24 protein-coding genes and 1 tRNA gene are annotated in these 18,647 nt (G+C 38.2%); 9 read left to right on the top strand and 16 right to left on the bottom strand.

All coding sequences use genetic code 11. The annotated features are described in order from the left end of the window. Window positions 1-14: 14 nt before the first annotated feature. Window positions 15-338, top strand: coding sequence for a nucleotidyltransferase domain-containing protein (locus tag NMG88_RS06775; RefSeq protein WP_027249075.1), 324 nt, complete (start codon window positions 15-17; stop codon window positions 336-338). After that, entirely contained in the window at window positions 335-712 is a 378-nt protein-coding gene (locus NMG88_RS06770; RefSeq protein ID WP_026789083.1) for a HEPN domain-containing protein, read from the top strand. The genes NMG88_RS06775 and NMG88_RS06770 overlap by 4 nt, the downstream gene beginning before the upstream one ends. Window positions 713-774: 62 nt before the next feature. Here NMG88_RS06770 and NMG88_RS06765 read toward each other — a convergent pair whose 3' ends face one another. Continuing rightward, window positions 775-1,248, bottom strand: a complete 474-nt coding sequence (locus NMG88_RS06765; protein WP_227366058.1) for a type IV pilin-like G/H family protein — start codon at window positions 1,246-1,248, stop codon at window positions 775-777. Window positions 1,249-1,383: 135 nt separating this feature from the next. Between NMG88_RS06765 and NMG88_RS06760 the strand changes: the two genes are divergently transcribed. Continuing rightward, the gene (locus NMG88_RS06760; RefSeq protein WP_227350307.1) at window positions 1,384-2,160 is read left to right on the top strand and encodes a hypothetical protein; all 777 of its coding nucleotides are present in this window, start codon (window positions 1,384-1,386) and stop codon (window positions 2,158-2,160) included. A 55-nt stretch (window positions 2,161-2,215) separates the two neighbouring features. Here NMG88_RS06760 and NMG88_RS06755 read toward each other — a convergent pair whose 3' ends face one another. The 4 genes from NMG88_RS06755 to NMG88_RS06740 form a co-directional block, all read right to left on the bottom strand. Continuing rightward, entirely contained in the window at window positions 2,216-2,683 is a 468-nt protein-coding gene (locus NMG88_RS06755; protein WP_235751201.1) for a 6-carboxytetrahydropterin synthase, read from the bottom strand. Between the two features lie 88 nt (window positions 2,684-2,771). Beyond that, entirely contained in the window at window positions 2,772-3,386 is a 615-nt protein-coding gene (locus NMG88_RS06750) for a 7-carboxy-7-deazaguanine synthase QueE (protein WP_254035238.1), read from the bottom strand. Window positions 3,387-3,401: 15 nt separating this feature from the next. After that, the gene (locus NMG88_RS06745) at window positions 3,402-3,779 is read right to left on the bottom strand and encodes a translation initiation factor (protein ID WP_042152912.1); all 378 of its coding nucleotides are present in this window, start codon (window positions 3,777-3,779) and stop codon (window positions 3,402-3,404) included. 115 nt (window positions 3,780-3,894) lie between these two features. Continuing rightward, window positions 3,895-4,626 (bottom strand): DUF3120 domain-containing protein, encoded by a 732-nt coding sequence (locus NMG88_RS06740; protein ID WP_052369390.1) that lies wholly within the window; start codon window positions 4,624-4,626, stop codon window positions 3,895-3,897. Window positions 4,627-4,909: 283 nt separating this feature from the next. Here NMG88_RS06740 and NMG88_RS06735 point away from each other — a divergent pair, with 283 nt between their 5' ends. After that, window positions 4,910-5,662, top strand: coding sequence for a phycobilisome rod-core linker polypeptide (locus tag NMG88_RS06735; RefSeq protein ID WP_026789089.1), 753 nt, complete (start codon window positions 4,910-4,912; stop codon window positions 5,660-5,662). A gap of 143 nt (window positions 5,663-5,805) precedes the next feature. On the opposite strand, the gene NMG88_RS06730 is transcribed toward NMG88_RS06735, so the two are convergent. The 5 genes from NMG88_RS06730 to NMG88_RS06710 all read right to left on the bottom strand — a co-directional run bounded on the left by NMG88_RS06730 (window position 5,806) and on the right by NMG88_RS06710 (window position 9,671). Continuing rightward, the gene (locus NMG88_RS06730) at window positions 5,806-6,402 is read right to left on the bottom strand and encodes a TerD family protein (protein WP_026789090.1); all 597 of its coding nucleotides are present in this window, start codon (window positions 6,400-6,402) and stop codon (window positions 5,806-5,808) included. A 22-nt stretch (window positions 6,403-6,424) separates the two neighbouring features. Then, a complete protein-coding gene (locus tag NMG88_RS06725; RefSeq protein ID WP_026789091.1) occupies window positions 6,425-6,994 on the bottom strand; it encodes a TerD family protein in 570 nt (189 codons plus the stop codon). Between the two features lie 55 nt (window positions 6,995-7,049). Beyond that, window positions 7,050-7,619, bottom strand: a complete 570-nt coding sequence (locus NMG88_RS06720) for a TerD family protein (protein ID WP_026789092.1) — start codon at window positions 7,617-7,619, stop codon at window positions 7,050-7,052. A gap of 199 nt (window positions 7,620-7,818) precedes the next feature. Continuing rightward, window positions 7,819-8,361 carry a peptide deformylase gene (gene def, locus NMG88_RS06715; RefSeq protein WP_227366066.1) on the bottom strand — a complete coding sequence of 181 codons (543 nt, stop codon included), beginning with the start codon at window positions 8,359-8,361 and terminating at the stop codon, window positions 7,819-7,821. 29 nt (window positions 8,362-8,390) lie between these two features. After that, window positions 8,391-9,671: an HhoA/HhoB/HtrA family serine endopeptidase gene (locus tag NMG88_RS06710; protein ID WP_042152899.1), complete on the bottom strand. Its 1,281-nt coding sequence runs from the start codon at window positions 9,669-9,671 to the stop codon at window positions 8,391-8,393. Window positions 9,672-9,867: 196 nt separating this feature from the next. Between NMG88_RS06710 and dnaN the strand changes: the two genes are divergently transcribed. Then, window positions 9,868-11,043: a DNA polymerase III subunit beta gene (dnaN, locus tag NMG88_RS06705; RefSeq protein ID WP_227350304.1), complete on the top strand. Its 1,176-nt coding sequence runs from the start codon at window positions 9,868-9,870 to the stop codon at window positions 11,041-11,043. Between the two features lie 44 nt (window positions 11,044-11,087). Here dnaN and NMG88_RS06700 read toward each other — a convergent pair whose 3' ends face one another. Together NMG88_RS06700 and NMG88_RS06695 are read right to left on the bottom strand one after the other, a co-directional pair. Beyond that, window positions 11,088-12,431 carry an AAA-like domain-containing protein gene (locus NMG88_RS06700; RefSeq protein WP_254034334.1) on the bottom strand — a complete coding sequence of 448 codons (1,344 nt, stop codon included), beginning with the start codon at window positions 12,429-12,431 and terminating at the stop codon, window positions 11,088-11,090. A gap of 190 nt (window positions 12,432-12,621) precedes the next feature. Further along, window positions 12,622-13,191 (bottom strand): hypothetical protein, encoded by a 570-nt coding sequence (locus NMG88_RS06695; protein ID WP_042152894.1) that lies wholly within the window; start codon window positions 13,189-13,191, stop codon window positions 12,622-12,624. A 114-nt stretch (window positions 13,192-13,305) separates the two neighbouring features. Here NMG88_RS06695 and NMG88_RS06690 point away from each other — a divergent pair, with 114 nt between their 5' ends. The 3 genes from NMG88_RS06690 to NMG88_RS06680 all read left to right on the top strand — a co-directional run bounded on the left by NMG88_RS06690 (window position 13,306) and on the right by NMG88_RS06680 (window position 15,316). Continuing rightward, window positions 13,306-13,896: a rhomboid family intramembrane serine protease gene (locus tag NMG88_RS06690; RefSeq protein ID WP_042152891.1), complete on the top strand. Its 591-nt coding sequence runs from the start codon at window positions 13,306-13,308 to the stop codon at window positions 13,894-13,896. Between the two features lie 120 nt (window positions 13,897-14,016). Beyond that, window positions 14,017-14,781 (top strand): DUF1350 family protein, encoded by a 765-nt coding sequence (locus NMG88_RS06685; RefSeq protein ID WP_026789099.1) that lies wholly within the window; start codon window positions 14,017-14,019, stop codon window positions 14,779-14,781. Window positions 14,782-15,058: 277 nt separating this feature from the next. Further along, window positions 15,059-15,316, top strand: a complete 258-nt coding sequence (locus NMG88_RS06680; protein ID WP_042152887.1) for a hypothetical protein — start codon at window positions 15,059-15,061, stop codon at window positions 15,314-15,316. A gap of 112 nt (window positions 15,317-15,428) precedes the next feature. On the opposite strand, the gene NMG88_RS06675 is transcribed toward NMG88_RS06680, so the two are convergent. After that, window positions 15,429-15,501 (bottom strand) — tRNA-Arg (locus NMG88_RS06675). Between the two features lie 55 nt (window positions 15,502-15,556). Here NMG88_RS06675 and folB point away from each other — a divergent pair. Further along, window positions 15,557-15,907, top strand: a complete 351-nt coding sequence (folB, locus tag NMG88_RS06670) for a dihydroneopterin aldolase (protein WP_026789102.1) — start codon at window positions 15,557-15,559, stop codon at window positions 15,905-15,907. Window positions 15,908-16,016: 109 nt separating this feature from the next. Here the strand turns inward: folB and NMG88_RS06665 are convergent, their stop codons facing one another. The 3 genes from NMG88_RS06665 to NMG88_RS06655 all read right to left on the bottom strand — a co-directional run bounded on the left by NMG88_RS06665 (window position 16,017) and on the right by NMG88_RS06655 (window position 18,628). Further along, the gene (locus NMG88_RS06665; RefSeq protein ID WP_042152884.1) at window positions 16,017-17,807 is read right to left on the bottom strand and encodes a putative bifunctional diguanylate cyclase/phosphodiesterase; all 1,791 of its coding nucleotides are present in this window, start codon (window positions 17,805-17,807) and stop codon (window positions 16,017-16,019) included. Beyond that, complete coding sequence (locus NMG88_RS06660) at window positions 17,804-18,139, bottom strand: hypothetical protein (RefSeq protein WP_158442878.1); 336 nt, start codon at window positions 18,137-18,139, stop codon at window positions 17,804-17,806. The genes NMG88_RS06665 and NMG88_RS06660 overlap by 4 nt, the downstream gene beginning before the upstream one ends. A 78-nt stretch (window positions 18,140-18,217) precedes the next feature. Beyond that, the gene (locus tag NMG88_RS06655; RefSeq protein WP_081846341.1) at window positions 18,218-18,628 is read right to left on the bottom strand and encodes a hypothetical protein; all 411 of its coding nucleotides are present in this window, start codon (window positions 18,626-18,628) and stop codon (window positions 18,218-18,220) included. Between the last annotated feature and the right edge of the window lie 19 nt (window positions 18,629-18,647).

The following is an 18,647-nucleotide window of genomic DNA, read 5'->3' as shown; positions in this document are numbered from 1 at the left end:
ATTTATTTAATAAAATGAAACATCAAAAATTACCAGAGATTATAGAATTTATTAAAAAATGGTTTAAAACCCATTATTCTGAACAGGTTGTTCAAATTATTTTATATGGTTCTCAAGCTAGGGGGGAAGCTAAACCTGATTCAGATATTGACTTACTGATTGTGATGAAATCCGCGTTTAATTACTCTGATGAAATCAAAAAAACCAGTGAGTTTATTCAAGAATTATCCTTAAAATATGATACGGTTATCTCCCGTGCTTTTGTCTCTGAGCAGCGTTTTAATCAAGAAAAAAGTCCATTTATTTTGAATGTTCATCGGGAAGGAATTGTTCTATGAGTGATGAACAAAAATTACTACTAGAAAAAGCTAAACGGAGTCTAATGGGTGCAGATTTATTGGTGGAAAATAATCTAGCAGAACTGGCAACGTCCCGTGCTTATTATGCAATGTTTTATATTGCTTCTGCCTTTTTGTTGGCAAAAAACTTAAGTTTTTCTAGCCATTCTGCTGTGATTAGTGCTTTCGGTCGAGAATTTGCTAAGGACAATCAAAAATTTCGAGAATTTCACAGGGCTTTGATTGATGCACAGGATATGCGAAACCGGAGTGATTATGATTTAGATGTTAACATTACCACATCTGAAGCTAAACAACAAATTGATATTGCTAAACAATTTATGAATTTTTGGGAAACTTATCAGGGGAATTAAATAGATCAAGCCAAACAACAACGCGCCGATGGACAAGCTACTTTAAGTTATACAGAGAAATCCTATCTGACCGGACTCGAACCCGCAGGACATTTTAAACCTTCTCCGGGTACGGGAGTTGAGGACAAAGCCGGGGGTTCGGTGGAGGGTTGATCGGTTTTGCAAATATTAGCTAAAGCCATTACACCGCCTGCTGTGTGGCTGACAGTCACGACTCCAGCATAACTAGGGAGTCCGTCTTGTTTGGCCGCCGCCGTCATCAATACGGTTTCCGCATATTGACCTTCGGTATTCACGCTATAGCGATATTCTCCGGTGTCTAAATTTGCATTCAAAGATAACCCTTGAATAGAGTTCGCAAACTTACCATTGGCTTGATAATAAGCCTGTTGTCCTGTGGTCATAGTTTGCATGACAAATTCGGCTTTATTGCTTTCATCAAATTTCGGTAAGGACAAATTCAGAGAACAACTCGTTAACAGGACAGGAGCAACGAGGAGAACTCCCGAAAGCCATTTTATTAAAGACTTATCCATATTTACCTTAACCTGTAATCACCGGGTATAATGTTTGTTATTCCCATCTACAGGGTAAAACTAGAGGATTCCTGAAATTCAACTCGACTTGGAATTGACCTGAATATGCCTCATACAATCGATCCCCATAATTTTATGAATAACATTGTTTTGCTGTTAAGTGCAACAATTGATATTAAGGGAATGCCAAAGGCTTATCCTGCTGACCCAGAAACCCGTCAAGAGGATTATTTTCATACTTTGAAATATTATATTAATCATCATCCTAAAATTCAAAAAATTTTATTCGTTGAAAATTCAGGATGGTCTTTAGCAAGAGTCCAAGAGGCAACCTTAGAAAACCCTTATAATAAAGACATTGAATTTATTTCTATCAATAGTAATACCTTCCCTCGTTCTTATGGCAAAGGATATGGAGAAATTTCTTTAATTGATCAAGGATTTAAACAGTCTGAATTAGTTCAAAAAGCTAATTGTGTTGCCAAAATCACCGGACGAATTAAGCTATTAAATTTAACAGAAATTCTTGAAAGTGTACCTGCTTCTTATGACTGTCTATATGATGTCAAAGATCAAGGATGGGTCATCAAAAAATATCTATTTCAAGAAACAACAGCATCTCCTTATGTTGACACTCGATTTTTAGTCTTTAAAAAAGAATTTTATTTAAAATATTTTCAACCTTTACTCTATAATCATCAAAACGGATGTTTTTATATGGAAAGTAAAATTTATCAAGGAATTCAATCGGCAAAACCAGACCAGAAGTTGATAGAACGTTTCCCAATAGAACCTGAATTTTATGGCATTGCAGGTCATTTTCAAGGAAAAGATTATAATAGTCCAGTGGAGAAATTCAAGTTCAATATTCGGTTTCTGGGTCGTAAAGTTGCTCCTTGGATTCACTTATAAGTACCTAAACAAAATTAATTACACATCCTCTACCGTGTTTCCTGTTCCCTATTCCCTATTCCCTATTCCCTGCTATATAAACTTCTAAAGTCGTAACTCGGTTGGGTGTTTCTGACACACTCACCCGCATAATTTGGATATGATTATCAATGGGAATGCGTGAAAAATATAAACACATTTCCTCCGTAGTTCCATGGGGACATAGGGGATGATCATTAACAATTTCGGGTAACTGTTTTGCCCAAATTTGTAATTGATTTTCCATTTCTACCATATCCAACCCATACAAATCTTCAGGATGTCTAACTGCTTGCAATTCTAAGCTAATTTCAAAATTATGGAAATGGCAATCTTTCCAAATCGGCGGATTAAAATGTTGACGGTGTAAAGTGGTTTTAATGGTATAATTAAAGGTTAAGGATTCTCGATATATCTGTTCATTCACCCCAACAATATTCCGATAAGGAATAGTTTGTTTTTCTAGACATTCTGGAGGATAGTGGGAACGGAATTCTGGTTTCATAGTTATAACGGGGAATAGGTAATTACGAATTACGAATTACGAATTGGTAAATAAATAGGATTTTAGACCTGAACAAAATAATTTTAAATTAAGGAACTTGTAACCATTTATGAATTTGGACTGATAACCGATAGTGAGGAAATTTTTTTAATAATTCTAAAACTAAAGGTAAAGTGCGATCGCGTTGGTTCCATTCCGGTTGTAGAAACACGGGAATTTGATCATTAAGCTCTAAATATTCAGCATAAAACTCTAATTCCGATCCGGTTTCAATCACTATTTTAATCTCGTTTGCTCGTTTCCATATTAACGGAATTACAGGATAATTGGGACTAACATGATGTTTAGGACTGAAAGTTACCCAAACAGAATTAGGAATATCTTGCCAAAAAGAACCCGATGTTTCAATCGCAACAGTTCTGACCGTCGCTTCAATAGTTTGAATTAACCGGGGAAGTTGAGCATATATCAACGGTTCTCCCCCTGATATTACCACCCTTGGCGATCGCAATTCTGCGATTAACGAATCAAAAGATCTAACCTTACGGGGTAAATTCATTCCCCCATCTCCATAACCCGTATCACACCAAGGACAACGAACCGGACAACCTGCTAACCGAATAAAATCTACAGGAGTTCCGACCCAATATCCTTCTCCTTGAATCGTCGATTGAAAAGTTTCATGAACTGGAATTTCAAGCATTAATATTTTAACAACTTATCCCCCACTAATTTTAGCTTTATATCCTAATTTTATCAAAGTTTCCATCACTTTCGGACGATGATCACCTTGAATTTCAATCGTATTTTCTTTAACCGTTCCCCCCGCCCCACATTGGGATTTTAACTGTTTAACTAACAATTCCAAAGTTTCCGGTTTAACTTGAAATCCACTAATTACCGTTACAGTTTTTCCCCTGCGTCCTGAACGAGTTGCTTGGACTTTCAGATTGTGTTGATTGGGGGGGAGTTCAGGAACAAAACCTTGAGAACGTTCTAAAGCCACTGAATTTGTTCCCGTCCCAAACTCCGAATAAACCACAGGGTTTCCCCCAGAGTTAACCTTATTCTCAGAATCCCGTTTTGATGTAGCCATAAGCCAGAGCAAGAATTATATTTAAGGGTAAAAAAACAATCTTTACAAAGATAAAAATTTCCTGATCATCGCACATTGACAACAGATTTGTATTCTTTGTGTCTTTGTCGTTAAATTAGGCTAAACAAGCCGCAACCAAAAATAAACTATCCACCAAAATTGTACTCAATACCGCTCCCCCAAAAGCCCACCAATGTTGTTCTTTTGATTGTAACGGAAAAACACCAACTCCAAATAAAAATAGGGCAAATCCGACGGCCCAACTAATCCCCCAGGGGGTAGTCACTATTTGCAGGGCGTTTTGAAATATTGGTAAGGCTAAGGCGGGTTCAACGTGCATCAGTTGGCGCCAACTGGGAATTAATCCGGCGATATAAAAATATCCGTCCGTGACCGCCGTACCAAATAGGGAACCCAAATAAAACCAGTTTCCGACCTTTCCCCAACCTCGATATAAACACCAGATGGCAAAGGGGACGCCGATAGCTTCTACGGGTAAATGTAAGAGGGGTTCCCAGCGTAACCAACCCCAATAGATTGCACCCGTAAACCAACTCCAACTAAATCCTAATAATAGGTCTCCCCAAACCCAAGTGGCGGGTTGTCTGATTAATCTCCAACTAATTCCTAGCCATCCCAATGTCAAAATCACGCTAAATTCTGGCCATTGTCGGACTAGGGGGGCTTGAAAAAACACCGGGACAGTCACGAGAAATACCGACGCGAAAAATACCGGCCAAGTCTGGGAGATCCTAACTTTGGCCAGAACTCTCTGAAGGAATCCAGAGGTGGGTTGAATCGGTTGAGTGGTAGTCAAAATAGAACCTAGTAGGATGTTGAGCAATATCTTTAAGATTTATTAAGTAGGTTATCATAATTTAATATATCTTGACAATTATCCCCCCCTAGGGGATTTAATCTTTAATTTAGCATAATGGGGATCGGGTATCTGGTGTCAAAAAATGTTACATATTGTTGCATGGGTTCAGAAAAACGCCAGATGAGTTGCCGAAATCCCCTAATCTGTACTATAGCCAAGCCTGTCGCTCTAAAGCCCTGAGCGATCGGGGCAACACCCGACCACAAGATAAAAAATAAAGTTGACCTTCAAAATTAAGGAGATATTTAAGGTGGCGCTTCCTTTATTAAGTTATGGCCCGACCAGCCGCAATGTTCGCGTGGCTGGCTTTGAAGTAGCGGGTGATGAACAACCCAGAGTATTTACGACGGAAAATCTGCCTTCGGCTTCTGAGTGGAATGAGATCATTTGGGCTGCTTATCGCCAGATTTTCAGTGAACATCAAATGCTCAAAAGCAACGTTCAAACTTGCTTAGAGTCTCAGCTTAAGTTTGGTCAAATTAACGTGCGGGATTTTATTCGGGGTTTAGCGACTTCCGATCCTTTCCTGCGTCGCAATTACCAAACCAATAGCAATTACCGTTTTGTCGAGATGTGTGTCCAACGCATCCTCGGACGGGACGTTTACAGCGAACGTGAAAAGATCGCATGGTCTATCGTCGTTGCTAACAAAGGCCCTAAAGGGTTTATTGATGAGTTACTCGATAGCGATGAATACCTAGATAACTTCGGGTATGATACGGTTCCCTACCAACGTCGTCGGGTACTACTTCAACGCAATCAAGGTGAAGTTCCCTTTAACCTGAAAACCCCTCGTTACAACGAGTACCACCGGAACCAACTGGGCTTCCCCCAACTGGTTTGGCAAAATGCGGTTCGTCGTTTTATTCCCCAAGAAAAACAAATCAAAGCTGGCGATCCCGCACAGTTCCTGGGTTTAGTTACTCCTACCGTTATCCCTGTGACTCGCATTGCTTTAGGTGATATCAATATTGAAACCATGGTTCCCTACCGCAAACGCTAAGGTAAACCGATTTTCAACACAAATATTATTAAAATATTGTTGAAAATTGATCAATTCTAGGGGCGGAGAATTTGGATCTAAAGTGATGAGAACACCATCATTTAATATCTGAATCCTTCGCCCCTAATTTTTGAGAATATTGATTACACAAAGGAACGAATAACCCCGTTTAAATTACTTTTTAAGGGTGTTCCTAATGCTTTGAATTTCCATTGTCCGTTTTCTTGAGAGAGTTCCCCCAGTAACATAGAAGTTTGTCCTGAGTAAGCAGGTTCACCCGAAAGACTATAACGAGCAATTTCTTTACCCTTAGCATCTATGGCTCGGACAAAGGCATTTTTAACCATCTCGAAGTTTTGTTGGCGGTCTTCGGCGTGGTATATATTCACTCCTAAAATAATTTGTTGATAGGTTTTAGGAAGGGTTTTAAAATCAATAATAATTCGTTCATCATCTCCCGATCCTTCCCCGGTGAGGTTGTCTCCTGAATGAACTACGGTATTATTTTTGGTGGCTAAATGTCCGAAATAAATCACATCTTCTTGCTGATTTCTTAATTTTCCTCGCTCATCTAATAATAGGGCAAATCCATCTAAATCGAAATCAGCAGATCCGCTAAATATTCCGCCAAACATTCCTTTTTTAGAGACATCCCACCCTAAGCCCATGACCATTTTTGATAGGTCATATTCGCTTTTATCAAGAACAATGCTTTGACCTTTTTTTAAATTAATCGCCATTGTTTAGAATCCTCAAAATAAATTAAACGTATTTGTCTACAAAACTTTGTAAACCCGCATTATATCCCTGTCCGACGGCTTGAAATCTCCATTCACCATTTTTGAGATATAATCTGCCAAATTCCACGGCGGTTTCCCTGGAAAAGTCTTCTTCTAAATCATATTTTGTGACTTCGGTTTGAGTGTCGCCATCATAAATTCTGATATAGGAATTTTTCACCTGTCCGAAGTTTTGACGCCGTTGGTCAGCATCGTGAATAGTCACCACAAAAATTAATTCTTGAATCTCAGGATTGATTTTTGCTAAATCAACAACGATGGTTTCATCATCCCCGCTTCCTTCTCCGGTGCGACTATCTCCTAAATGTTTGACGGATTGATCAGGAGAGTTTAAGTTGTTATAAAATACGAAATATTCATCAATGGGAATTTTACCATCTCCTGCTAACATAAACAGAGAAGCATCTAAATCAAAGGCTGTTCCGGTATCACTAGCATTGACATCCCAGCCTAAACCAATGGAGGCTCGTTTTAACCCTGGAGCTTCTTTCGATAAACTGATCCTTTCGCCTTTTTTAATATTAATTGACATGGTTAATCAATTCCTGAAATTGTGAACAAAAAACTAGGTTTTGGGGTTAATCTTTTTAGGTATACTGTTTAACAAAGGTTTCTAAACCTGAATTATAACCTTGTCCAACGGCTTGAAATCTCCATTCACCGTCTTTGCGATAGAGGCGACCGATTTCGATGGCGGTTTCTCTGGAAAAGTCCTCCTCTAAATCATAGCGAGTGATCTCGACGTCGGTTTCATTGTTATAAATTCGGATATAGGAATTACGAACTTGTCCAAAATTTTGTCTTCTGTTTTCGGCTTCGTAAATAGTGACAACAAAGACAATTTCTTGAATATTAGGATCAACAGTATTTAACTCAACAAAAACTGTTTCATCATCTCCGCCTCCTTCTCCGGTGCGATCGTCTCCTAAAGATTCTACTGAACCATCGGGAGATTTTAGGTTATTATAAAATACGAAATATTGTTCGTTGGGAATTTTACCATTACTCCCGATCATAAATACCGACACATCTAAGTCAAAAGCAGCCCCAGTATCAGAAGCGTTAGTATCCCATCCTAATCCCACTCCGGCTTTTTTGAGACCGGGTGCTTCTTTAGATAGACTAACTCGTTCACCTTTACTTAAATTAATGGTCATGGCGTTAATTATTTTCCTTAAAATTGACTTACAAACATTCTACAATAATCAATGGAACCATTCCGCAAAATCAGCGATCCGTTTTTGATAAATTTCACAGATTAAAACAAATCTAATCTGTGAAATCAGCGAAATCCGTGAAAATCAGCGATCCGTTTTTGATAAATTTCACAGATTAAAACAAATCTAATCTGTGAAATCAGCGAAATCCGTGAAAATCAGCGATCTGTTTTTGATATTCGGCTTCGGTAACTAAATCTTGGTTACTTTCAACCCGATCTACAAATACAATTCCGTTCAAATGATCGAGTTCATGTTGAAAGATTCTAGCGACAAAATCTGTTAATTGTTGATAGCATAATTCTCCTTCTCGGTTGGTATATTCAATTTCTATAGCCTGATACCGAGGAACTAATCCCCTAATTCCAGGGACACTTAAACAGCCTTCCCAGTCTTTAATTGTTTCGTGAGAATGGTTAAGAATTTTAGGGTTAATCATGGCTGTGGGTTCCATCAAGGGTGCGTTAGGATAGCGCAATGTGGGACGGGAGGAAATAATAAATAAGCGATTGCTAATTCCCACTTGAGGCGCGGCAATCCCCACTCCATTAGCTTGAGATGCGGTGATAATTAAATTATCAATTAAGGTTTGAATTCGCTCCTCCCTAACATTATTAATCGGATCAGCATAATGTCGTAAAACTTGGTTGCCCAATTCAAAAATGCCTAAAATTTGACTCATAAATCTCTTTCCATTCAACAATAAACAGCTTAGTTAATCCCCTGCTCCTGCGGCATATTGCCAGTTTTAACTTCTAAGATTAGGGAATTTCCTTGACGGTTTAGCTCTACTTTCATCGGTATTCCGACATTTTTATTTTGAACTAATTCCTGAACATTATCGGATTTTGTAATAGGTTTTTCGTCAATTTTTACAATAATATCTCCTGGTTTTAATCCAGATTTCATCGCCGGGGAACCTGAAATTACCTTCATAATTAACACACCATTATCTTGAGTAATGGGGAAATCTAAATCGGGGATTTCTTTTAATTCTTGATATAATTCCGGGCTGAGTGTGACCATTTCAATACCTAAATAGGCGTGTTCTGCCCGTCCAGTTGTAGCTAATTGTTGGGCAATTTGTTGAGCTTTATTAATCGGAATGGCAAAGCCTAAACCTTGAGCACCACTAATAATAGCGGTATTCATTCCGATCACTTCTCCCTTGGCATTTAATAGTGGCCCCCCAGAATTTCCGGGGTTAATGGCGGCATCGGTTTGAATAAAACCAATCCGTTTATCAGGAACGCCAATATCACTACTTGACCGTCCGGTGGCGCTAATAATTCCCACCGTCACCGAATTATCTAATCCTAATGGGTTGCCAATGGCGATCGCCCATTCCCCAGGGGATAGGGCCTCAGAATTGCCAATTTTTACGCTAGGCAAATTATCAGCATCAATTTTGATTACGGCCACATCCGTCACCGCATCCGATCCTAATACCTTGCCATCGAAGCGACGACCATCTTTTAAAACCACTTGCACCCGCTCAGTTCCCTCTACAACGTGGGAGTTAGTCATAATCACGCCATCGGCCGAGAGAATAAACCCGGAACCAGTCCCCTGTTCAATCGGGCCATCGGAGCGGCGTTTGGGGGGAGTCGCCCCAAAAAATTCTTCGGGAAAGCCATTTCCAAACTGCTCCAATCCTCGGCGCTTGGCTTGACGAGAGGCATTAATCCGAACCACAGCCGGCCCAATCTCGTTAACAGCATCGACAATAAAGTTAGAATCTACGGGCTTTGCAGCCACTTTTTGAGCTAACCAGCTAGTCGGACTGGAGGCAGAATTAGCCTGACCGTTGAAATTAGCAGCAGGGGCGGGGGCAGTTTCGACAGGAGTTTCAGCGATTGAGGGCGGAACAGTTGAAGCGGTACGGGTGGCTAACCAGCGATCGCCCATCAAGGCTAACCCACCTCCAATTATCAACAGAAACAGGCTCCAGAGAGGGCTTTTACGATTTTCTTTGTCAGATGTAATTTTCATGTATTGATAACATCAGTAGTTTTGAGGTATTTCCTCGGCTTGCTGGGTTTTTCCAAGCCCCCGGTTTGCGGTATTAACTGTAATCAAAAAAGATATCGAGAGGTTTTTAGGTTATAATCAGGGGTTTGGTTCTCTCGTGAACGTCAGAAATTGTCGGCATTATTATTATGCTAACACATACTAATGGAGGTTAACTATGAAATTTATTGTTGAGCAGGACAAATTAAGTTCTAATTTATCTTGGGTATCGAGGGCAATTCCATCCCGCCCGAATCATCCAATTTTATCGAATATTTTAATTGATGCTGATGCAGAAAATCAACGGTTAAATTTAACCGCATTTGATTTAAGTTTGGGGATTCGGGCGAGTATGTCGGCGACGGTCACGGAGGGAGGAACCTTAACTGTTCCGGCTAAATTATTTAATGATATTGTCTCCCGTTTACCTGGGGGAGAAATTACCATTGATGATGAAGTTGGGGAAGCAATTGTTAATTTAACTTCCAGTTCAGGAAAGTATCAAGTTCGAGGGATGGCGGCGGAAGAATATCCCGAATTACCTTCTATTGAAACGGGGGATTCTATTCATTTAGCGGCGGAATCTTTAATTTCGGGATTGAAGGGTACGTTATTTGCTACGAGTTCCGATGAAACTAAACAGGTGTTAACGGGAGTACATTTAAAAGTTCAAAATAATACGATTGAATTTGCATCAACGGATGGTCACAGATTAGCAGTTGTGCAAACAGAAAATTTAAGTGAAACCGATCCCGATGAGGAATTAGAGGAATTTGAGGTAACAGTTCCAGCTAGGGCTTTAAGGGAAGTAGAACGCATGGTGGCGATGCGAACTGTTGACAATCACGGCGGCTCTAAAGATGATTCTCCCGTGGTGATTACCTTGCGATTTGATGAGAGTCAAGTGATTTTTGAACTGGGGGAACAACGGTTAAATACCCGTAAATTAGAAGGGGCTTATCCGGCTTATCAACAGTTAATTCCCCATCAATTTTTAAATCAAATTAATTTAGATCGGCGGGGATTTATCGGGGCCCTAGAACGGATTGCGGTTTTAGCTTCCCAAAAGAATGATATTGTTAAATGCAGTATTGATCATGTTAATCAAATCATTGCTTTATCCGTAGAAGCCGCCGATGTGGGAAATGCTTTGGAATCTCTGCCCGCTCAAATTTCTGGGGATGAACCCAAGGAGTTAGCGTTTAATGTTAAATACTTATTAGAGGGTTTGAAAGTATTTAATACCTCAGAAGTTTCCCTGCAATTGAATGCCGCCACAACTCCAGTTATTGTTAATCCGTTAGGCGGGATTAAAATGACTTATTTAGTCATGCCTGTACAATTAAGGAATTAATTCATAGAAATCGGGTTTCTAGGAGAAACCCGGTTTCTGTATTATCAAACTTCCCTAAAACATTCTTGAAAATATTGACGATATAACTCACAACTGGGAGTAACTAAATTTTCATCAATATAAACCAGTCCCATACTTTTTAGTTTAAACGCTTTCACTTGTTCAATTTTAATAGGTTGATTTGTACTAATAATTTCTTGATAAGCAGTAACTAAATCAGGATCTTGTTCAAGTAGCCATAACTGTTCGTGCAGATGATCTGCATAAATTCCTGTATCACTGGTGGCTTTTTCTAGTAACTCTTGAATAGAAAAATTATGACGGACACTATGATCAAGGGCTGATCTAACTAAAAAAGGAAATCCTCCTACAAATTCTGTAAATTGTGTTAACTCTTGATCTGTTAAGTTTAATCCATATCGTTGAGCTAAAGTTTTAATTTGACTAATATTAAACGGAAGCAAATCAATTCCTAAACCTACATTAAACGGAGATTTATTCGTATCTAAAGGAATATAAATATCCGTTGAATAGACAATTACAAACCTTAATTTTTTCCAATTACTAATATCTCTAGTTTCTTCATGCCAAGATCGTAATAAAGCTAAGACATCCCGAGCTAAGGACGGATACTCAAATAATTGATTCACTTCATCAATAGCTAAAATAATCGGTTCTTGAATTAATTCTAATAAATATCCTTGAAAATAGAGGGAACTACTGACTAATGTTCCCACATCTTCATCCCAAAAATCATCTATTTTAGACTCTAATTTCAACTGTTGAGTCACATTTGCACACAGCCAACGGAGGAATTTTTCCGTTGAAGTAAAGACTACACCACTAGCCAGATGGAGACTTAAACGAACGGGATGATAACCTTGTTGTTGAGCATAATCTAAAATTCGGGCCATTAAGGAGGTTTTACCCATCTTCCTAGGGGCTTTAATTCGCAGTAATGCTCCTTGATTTTGAATCTCTTGATAACAAGTTGATTCAATGGGCGATCGCTCAATATAAAATATAGAATTAAGCGGAACTTGACCCTGTGGGGATTCTAAAATATTATGTTCGTTAAAATTGATTTTTGGAAATATTTCATGGCTATTTTTCTCGCTTAATTCTCTTTCTAATAAACAGCGACAATTGGTTTTACCGACTTTTTCCCCCACTATATCCGATAAAAGTTGCCAAAGGTGCGGAGCAACTCCATTTTTTAAGTAATTGGGGGAATAGCCATTTTCTTCAGCAATTTGATCATAGGTTTTTTTATTTTCTAATAGGGCTTCTTTTAAAATAATTTTCTGGATATAACTCAGAGAGTTTTTCCCTTTAGCAATAATTAACGCTTCTATTAATTCTAAAATTTCCTCAACACTTTTGACCATGTTAACCCCAATATTTTTATATCAATAAATTAGACTAATCAATCTGAGTATTTTAAGACTGCTTTAACTAATATACTTATATTCTTATATTATATACAAAAATTGTATCTTTGTATAGAGCTACCCATTAAGCTTAGGACAATACTAAACTTTGTGGTAGGGGAAATTAATGAATTGCCCCTACCAAAACCTATTTAGGATTGCTATATTTAATCCAAAGTTCAATTCCTTTTTGAGTGGGTTTTCCCGTGGGAGTAAATGCCCAAATGCTTCGTTTATGTTGGGGGCCATAACTGATATGAATCGGTCGATTTTTGCCATAAAAATATAGAGAATCAAAAGGAAGTTGTTGTTTTAAAATCCAATCCACTAATTGATCACTATCTAAATCTAAAATTAGGAAATCACAAGCCGCCCCTAACCTTTTACAGTAATATTCTCCATTTTTTTTAACTTCATGGCCAATATGTTGATCCAATTTAGGAGCTACGCGACCATTTTTTATTCCGGTAATCGGATCTTTTTTGTCTAAATAAATTCTTAATTTATGGGAACAAAAACCATAGGTTAGTTTAAATTTAGCTAAACCAAAATAATCAATAACCGGATCAACAATATAATAATTTAGGTTTTTTAATGCCTGAATTGATTGTTCGGAAGTAGGATAAGGACTAATTTTATCTGAATATTTTTGATAAGTATTTGTACAGGTACAAAAATCATTTAAGCTGAGGTATTTTCCTAATTTAATATTTTTCATGGACAATTGACTAGATTTTTGACTATCATATAATTAATCTTAGCCGAATCAGAAACGACGGGATCTAGTTTTGTAGTTAACTAAAATCCCGTTATTTTACAACCCTAAACAATTATGTCTAACCGAACTGAAACATCACTGACTCAGGAACTCAAAAGCCATATCCTAATTTTAGGGGGAATTGTTGCCTTCCTGTGGATAATTGAAATTATTGATTTTTTTGTATTTAGAGACTCGTTAAATGGTTTAGGAATTCGTCCCCATCATATTCAAGGGTTACAAGGTATTTTCTTTGCTCCTTTTTTACACGGAAATTTCAACCATTTAGCCGCCAATACCTTACCCTTGATCATACTGGGTTGGTTTGTGATGCTGCGGGATGTTAAAGACTTTTTTGTTGTCACATTCATAACCATGATTATCAGTGGTTTGGGAGTGTGGTTATTCGGTTCACCTAATACAATTCATATTGGGGCGAGTGGAGTTATTTTTGGATACTTAGGATTTCTACTGTTAAGAGGATTTTTTGAACGCAGTTTTGTTTCTATTGCCTTATCCTTAGTGGTTGGTTGGCTTTATGGGGGCTTAATTTGGGGGGTTTTACCCTCACAATATGGGATTTCTTGGCAGGGACATTTATTCGGATTTATCGGCGGTGTCTTCGCGGCACAAATACTGACTAAATTCCATCGGACTAAAGCCTAATTGGATTTTCCAAAAATTCATAAATTAAGGTAAAATAAATATAAAGCCCTCTATAATAGAGTTAAAATTCTTACTATAGAGGGTGTTAGTGTGACATCAAAATAATAATCTAAAAATCTAATGGACTGGCTTTCTATTTCAGGAAATTGGGTGTTAATTCCCCCGCGCCCTCAAGCAATACTGCATTTTTTGGGGGGTGCTTTTGTAGCAACTTTACCCCATTTAACCTATCGTTGTTTACTCGAAGAACTCGCCCATCAAGGTTATGCAATTGTGGCCACTCCTTTTATCAATAACCTAGATCATACAGCGATCGCTCAAGAAGTTTTCGAGATATTTGAAGATGGATTATATGATTTATATGATTTGCAATTCTTAAAACGGCGCGGTTTACCCATTTATGGATTAGGACATAGTATGGGGTGTAAAATTCATTTGTTAATTGGTTCTTTATTTCCTGTCGAACGTTCAGGAAATATTTTAATGTCCTTTAATAATTATGCCGCCAGTCAATCTATTCCTTTAGTTGAACAAATTTCACAATTCATGGATGTAGAGTTTACACCTTCTCCCGAAGAAACGAACCTTTTAGTTAGCGATCGCTATCAAATTAGAAGAAACCTTTTAATTAAATTCTCTAAAGATACCCTCGATCAAACCTCTAATTTACATCATATTTTAGATCAAAAGTTCCCAGGGTTAACTACTTTACAAAAATTAAATGGCGATCATCAAACTCCCCTGGGCCAAAATATCAACTGGTCAGTGGGAGAAACCTTTACCCCTTTAGATGCTATTGGCCAATGGATTAAACAAGCAGTTTATCAAGATTTAAACCAACTGAAAAAACAAATTTTGTATTGGTTAAATCCTTTATTAAAGTAACCACAAAGGCACTAAGACATTAAGTTAAGATGATTGGGGAACTAATTGGGATTAATTCAGTCTGGTGCTGAGGATTATTTGGGTTAAGGTTGATTTATGGTGTCAATATTTTTACAGCTAAGTTAAGAGAAAATTAATCTTTTTTTCATTTTCAATCTGGTTCATAAGTCTTTGAAACTTAATTGCTATTATCTATTCAGATTGGGAAGATTTTCTAAAAGAGGATTATTTTAGTTTAGGAAATGCACTTTGAAAACGGGGACAAATTAGTCAGGCGATGATCTGTTATCGGCGGGTATTAGATCGTGATCCCCAGCACGTTATTGCCCATCAACGGTTAGCCCAGGGGTTACAACAGCAAAATGAATTAGAAGCTGCGATCGCCCATTATAAACAAGCCTATCAAGTGGCTATTCAACAACTCAATCCCACCCATCTATCATCGGGAAATACTGATTTTTCAGCCTCGAATGAAACGGGTTGGTTAGCCGAAACTCGAGCCCTATTACGAGAACATGGTCATCTCAAAGAATAAATTTTAGAAATATATTGGAAATGCAGTTTTAGGATTACCCCAATAGAAAAATTCCTAAAACGACAGGGAAAAGATGACCTGTAACTTTTAAACAGTAAGCTTTTAACCTTAACGAGTATGGAGGGACTCGAACCCCCGACCCTCAGGACCGGAACCTGATGCTCTATCCACTGAGCTACATACCCAAACTTTTGTTAATATAGCATATTCTTGAGAAAATATCATTTTATTTTTAGAATTATGGACTCAATCCACATTTCAGGGATTCGCAGCTACGGTTATACCGGATATTTACCCGAAGAACAGGTTTTGGGACAATGGTTTGAAGCCGATATCACCCTGTGGTTAGATCTCAGACCCGTGGGTAGTAGTGATGCGATCGCCGATACCCTCGACTATCGCCAGACGATCAAAACCGTTGAGAACGTGATTAAAACCAGCAAATTCGCCCTTTTGGAACGATTAGCCACGGAAATTACCGACACCCTATTACAACAACCCTTAGTAGAAAAAGTCCGGGTACAGTTAACCAAACCCGCCCCCCCCATTCCCGATTTTAGTGGAAAAATCCAAATTGATATCACCCGTTAAGTCATCAGTTATCAGTCATCAGTTATCAGTGTGAGATTTGATTTGTGATCAGTTAACCATAATCAGTGATCAATGAACTGATTACTGATTACTGTTTACTGATAATTGATTACCATTGGGGCGGTGATAGGAGTAGTTTAAAGGCTTGTTCGGGGTTGAGTGGGGCGCAGAAGAAATACCCCTGGCCAAAATCACAATTTAACTGTCTTAATTTTTTTAATTGTTGGGCGGTTTCTATGCCTTCTGCAATCACATTCATCCCCATTTTTTGAGCAATATTAATAATCACGGGAACTAGGCTAAATTGTTGAGGATCTTCGTCTAATTCCTGAATAAAAGAGCGGTCAATTTTTAAGGTATCAACGGGAAATGAATGCAGATAACTTAAAGAAGAATATCCCGTACCAAAATCATCTAAACTGAGTTGAATTTTTCGCTCTCGTAACTGATTTAATATAATCTGTGCGCCTTTGACATTATTCATAATTGCACTTTCTTTAATTTCTAATTTTAAACAATTATAATTGAGATGGGTTTGCTCTACAATTTCATCCAATTGAGCAATTAAATTATTTTGAGTAAATTGTCGAGGGGTAAGATTAATACTAACAGTTAAGGGAATTTCCGAAAATTGTTGTTGCCAACAATAGATTTGTTCTCCCGCTTGTCGCAAAACCAAATTGCCGATTTCTGTAATTAAACCCGTTTCTTCGGCTACAGGAATAAACTCATTAGGAGAGATTAAACCTCGTTGGGGATGTTCCCAACAAACTAAGGCTTCAAATCCCACAATTTTTCCGGTTTTTAATGCAACAATAGGCTGATAATTCACTCTGAGTTGTTTTTCTTTAATTGCCGTGCGTAAATCCACATCAAGCTGTAAAAAAGATCGGGCATTTTTATACATACTGGAATCAAAAACTTGATAATAGGAAATGCCTCGGGATTTTGCCCGATACATCGCCGTATCCACATCGCGTAAAATTTGTTCCGGTTGGGTATAGTCCGGTTGACTATAAGCAACTCCAATACTGGCATTAATATAAATGGGATAGGAGAGAATAGAAAACGGTTCAGCCAAAACTTCAATAATTTTCTCGGCCGTTTGAATCGCAATTTCCGGTTCAGTTAAATCCCTTAATAAAATCGCAAATTCATCTCCCCCAAATCGAGATAAAATATCAATATTAGATACGATAGATTGTAACCGTTGGGCAATAGCAACTAATAATTGATCCCCAACGGAATGTCCTAAAGAATCATTAATCACTTTAAACCGATCGCAATCCAAAAACAACACCGCAAAGAGATAATTGGGACAATCTTGTAATTGTTTAATAGTCAATTCTAAATGTCGAATAAATAAGACTCGATTGGGAAGGGCAGTCAACTCATCATAAAGGGCTTTTTTCAGTAATTGAGCATGAACATCTTCCAGTTCTTGGGTACGTTCTTTAACTCGTTGTTCCAATTCCATATTCAATTTTACAATTTTTTGTCGAGCAAATTGTAACGACAATTGATTTTGAACCCGGACTAAAACTTCATCAAATTGAAACGGTTTAGTAATATAATCAGCCCCCCCAGATGCAAAGCCTTTAATTTTATTCTGAACTTCGTCTAAAGCACTTAAAAAAATCACTGGAATATCGGCGGTTTCAGGATTATTTTTAATCTGTTTACATACCTCATAGCCATCTATCTGAGGCATCATAATATCCAATAAAACGATATCGGGTCGTTGAATTTCAATTGCTCTCAAGGCAATCATTCCATTCAACGCTTGACGCACTTCATAGCCTCGGCGGATCAACATTATAGATAGTAGACGCAAATTTTCAGGATTATCGTCGACAATCAAAATATTGCCTTTAGAAATCTCGGATTGGTTTTCAATCATTGTATGTTTTTCCCAGAATCTTCAGGTTGTTTCGCCCATTCCATTACTTGATCAAAGTGGAAATTATCCACTAAATGGTTTAAATATTGAGTCGTTGCTTCATATTCAGAAGGAATTTGATTAATCAACTGGAGTAATAAGTGATCGCTGCACTGGGCCGCTACGTGATAGAGTTGTTTCACCCATTCGGGTGGCATCACCAAGGCTGTAGCAGTAACCAGAGGTTGAGCCATAGTATTAGTATCAGACTGGGTAAGGAATCCCGATGATTGAGATAAAAATGGGGGCGCATATTGATACTGCACCTTTAAATATTCACCTATTTTACTCAACTGATACCTCTTACACTGTCAACTAATGACTGATAACTCTTACACTGTTAACTGTTAACTGATAACTGATAACTGATTTTAGGCTTTTTTTAAGAGTTCTGTCCGAATTGATCCGCCTTTCCATGACCAGTTCTCCCGTTCTTCGGTGGGGACAAAACAGGCCCACAGACTGCCCGGAGATACTTCGTAGAAATTTTGAATTTCTGCGATCGCCACATCTCCCCAGGGCGCTCTCACCTCAATTAGATCCCCCAAATGAAACACTTCACCCCCTTGATTTTGGGCTTCTTCGAGTTCAATCCAAGGTTTAGGCGGGGTCACATCGGGGCGACGGGGTTTACTAAACGAAGGTTTATCCCGATCAAACGAAGATTTATCCCGATCAGATGGCGAATCGGTGGGACGGACTGACTTTTCGCTTCCAGCAGGTGTGAGTCGAATCTCCAGTGCCGGTTTCGGTCTAATAATTGCTGGGGTTTTCTCATCCATGAATAAACGGCTCCATCAA

The organism is Planktothrix agardhii, assembly GCF_904830935.1.
GTDB lineage: Bacteria > Cyanobacteriota > Cyanobacteriia > Cyanobacteriales > Microcoleaceae > Planktothrix > Planktothrix agardhii.
Note: the sequence above shows the minus strand (reverse complement) of the source record. Positions and strands in the feature narration are given on the sequence as shown.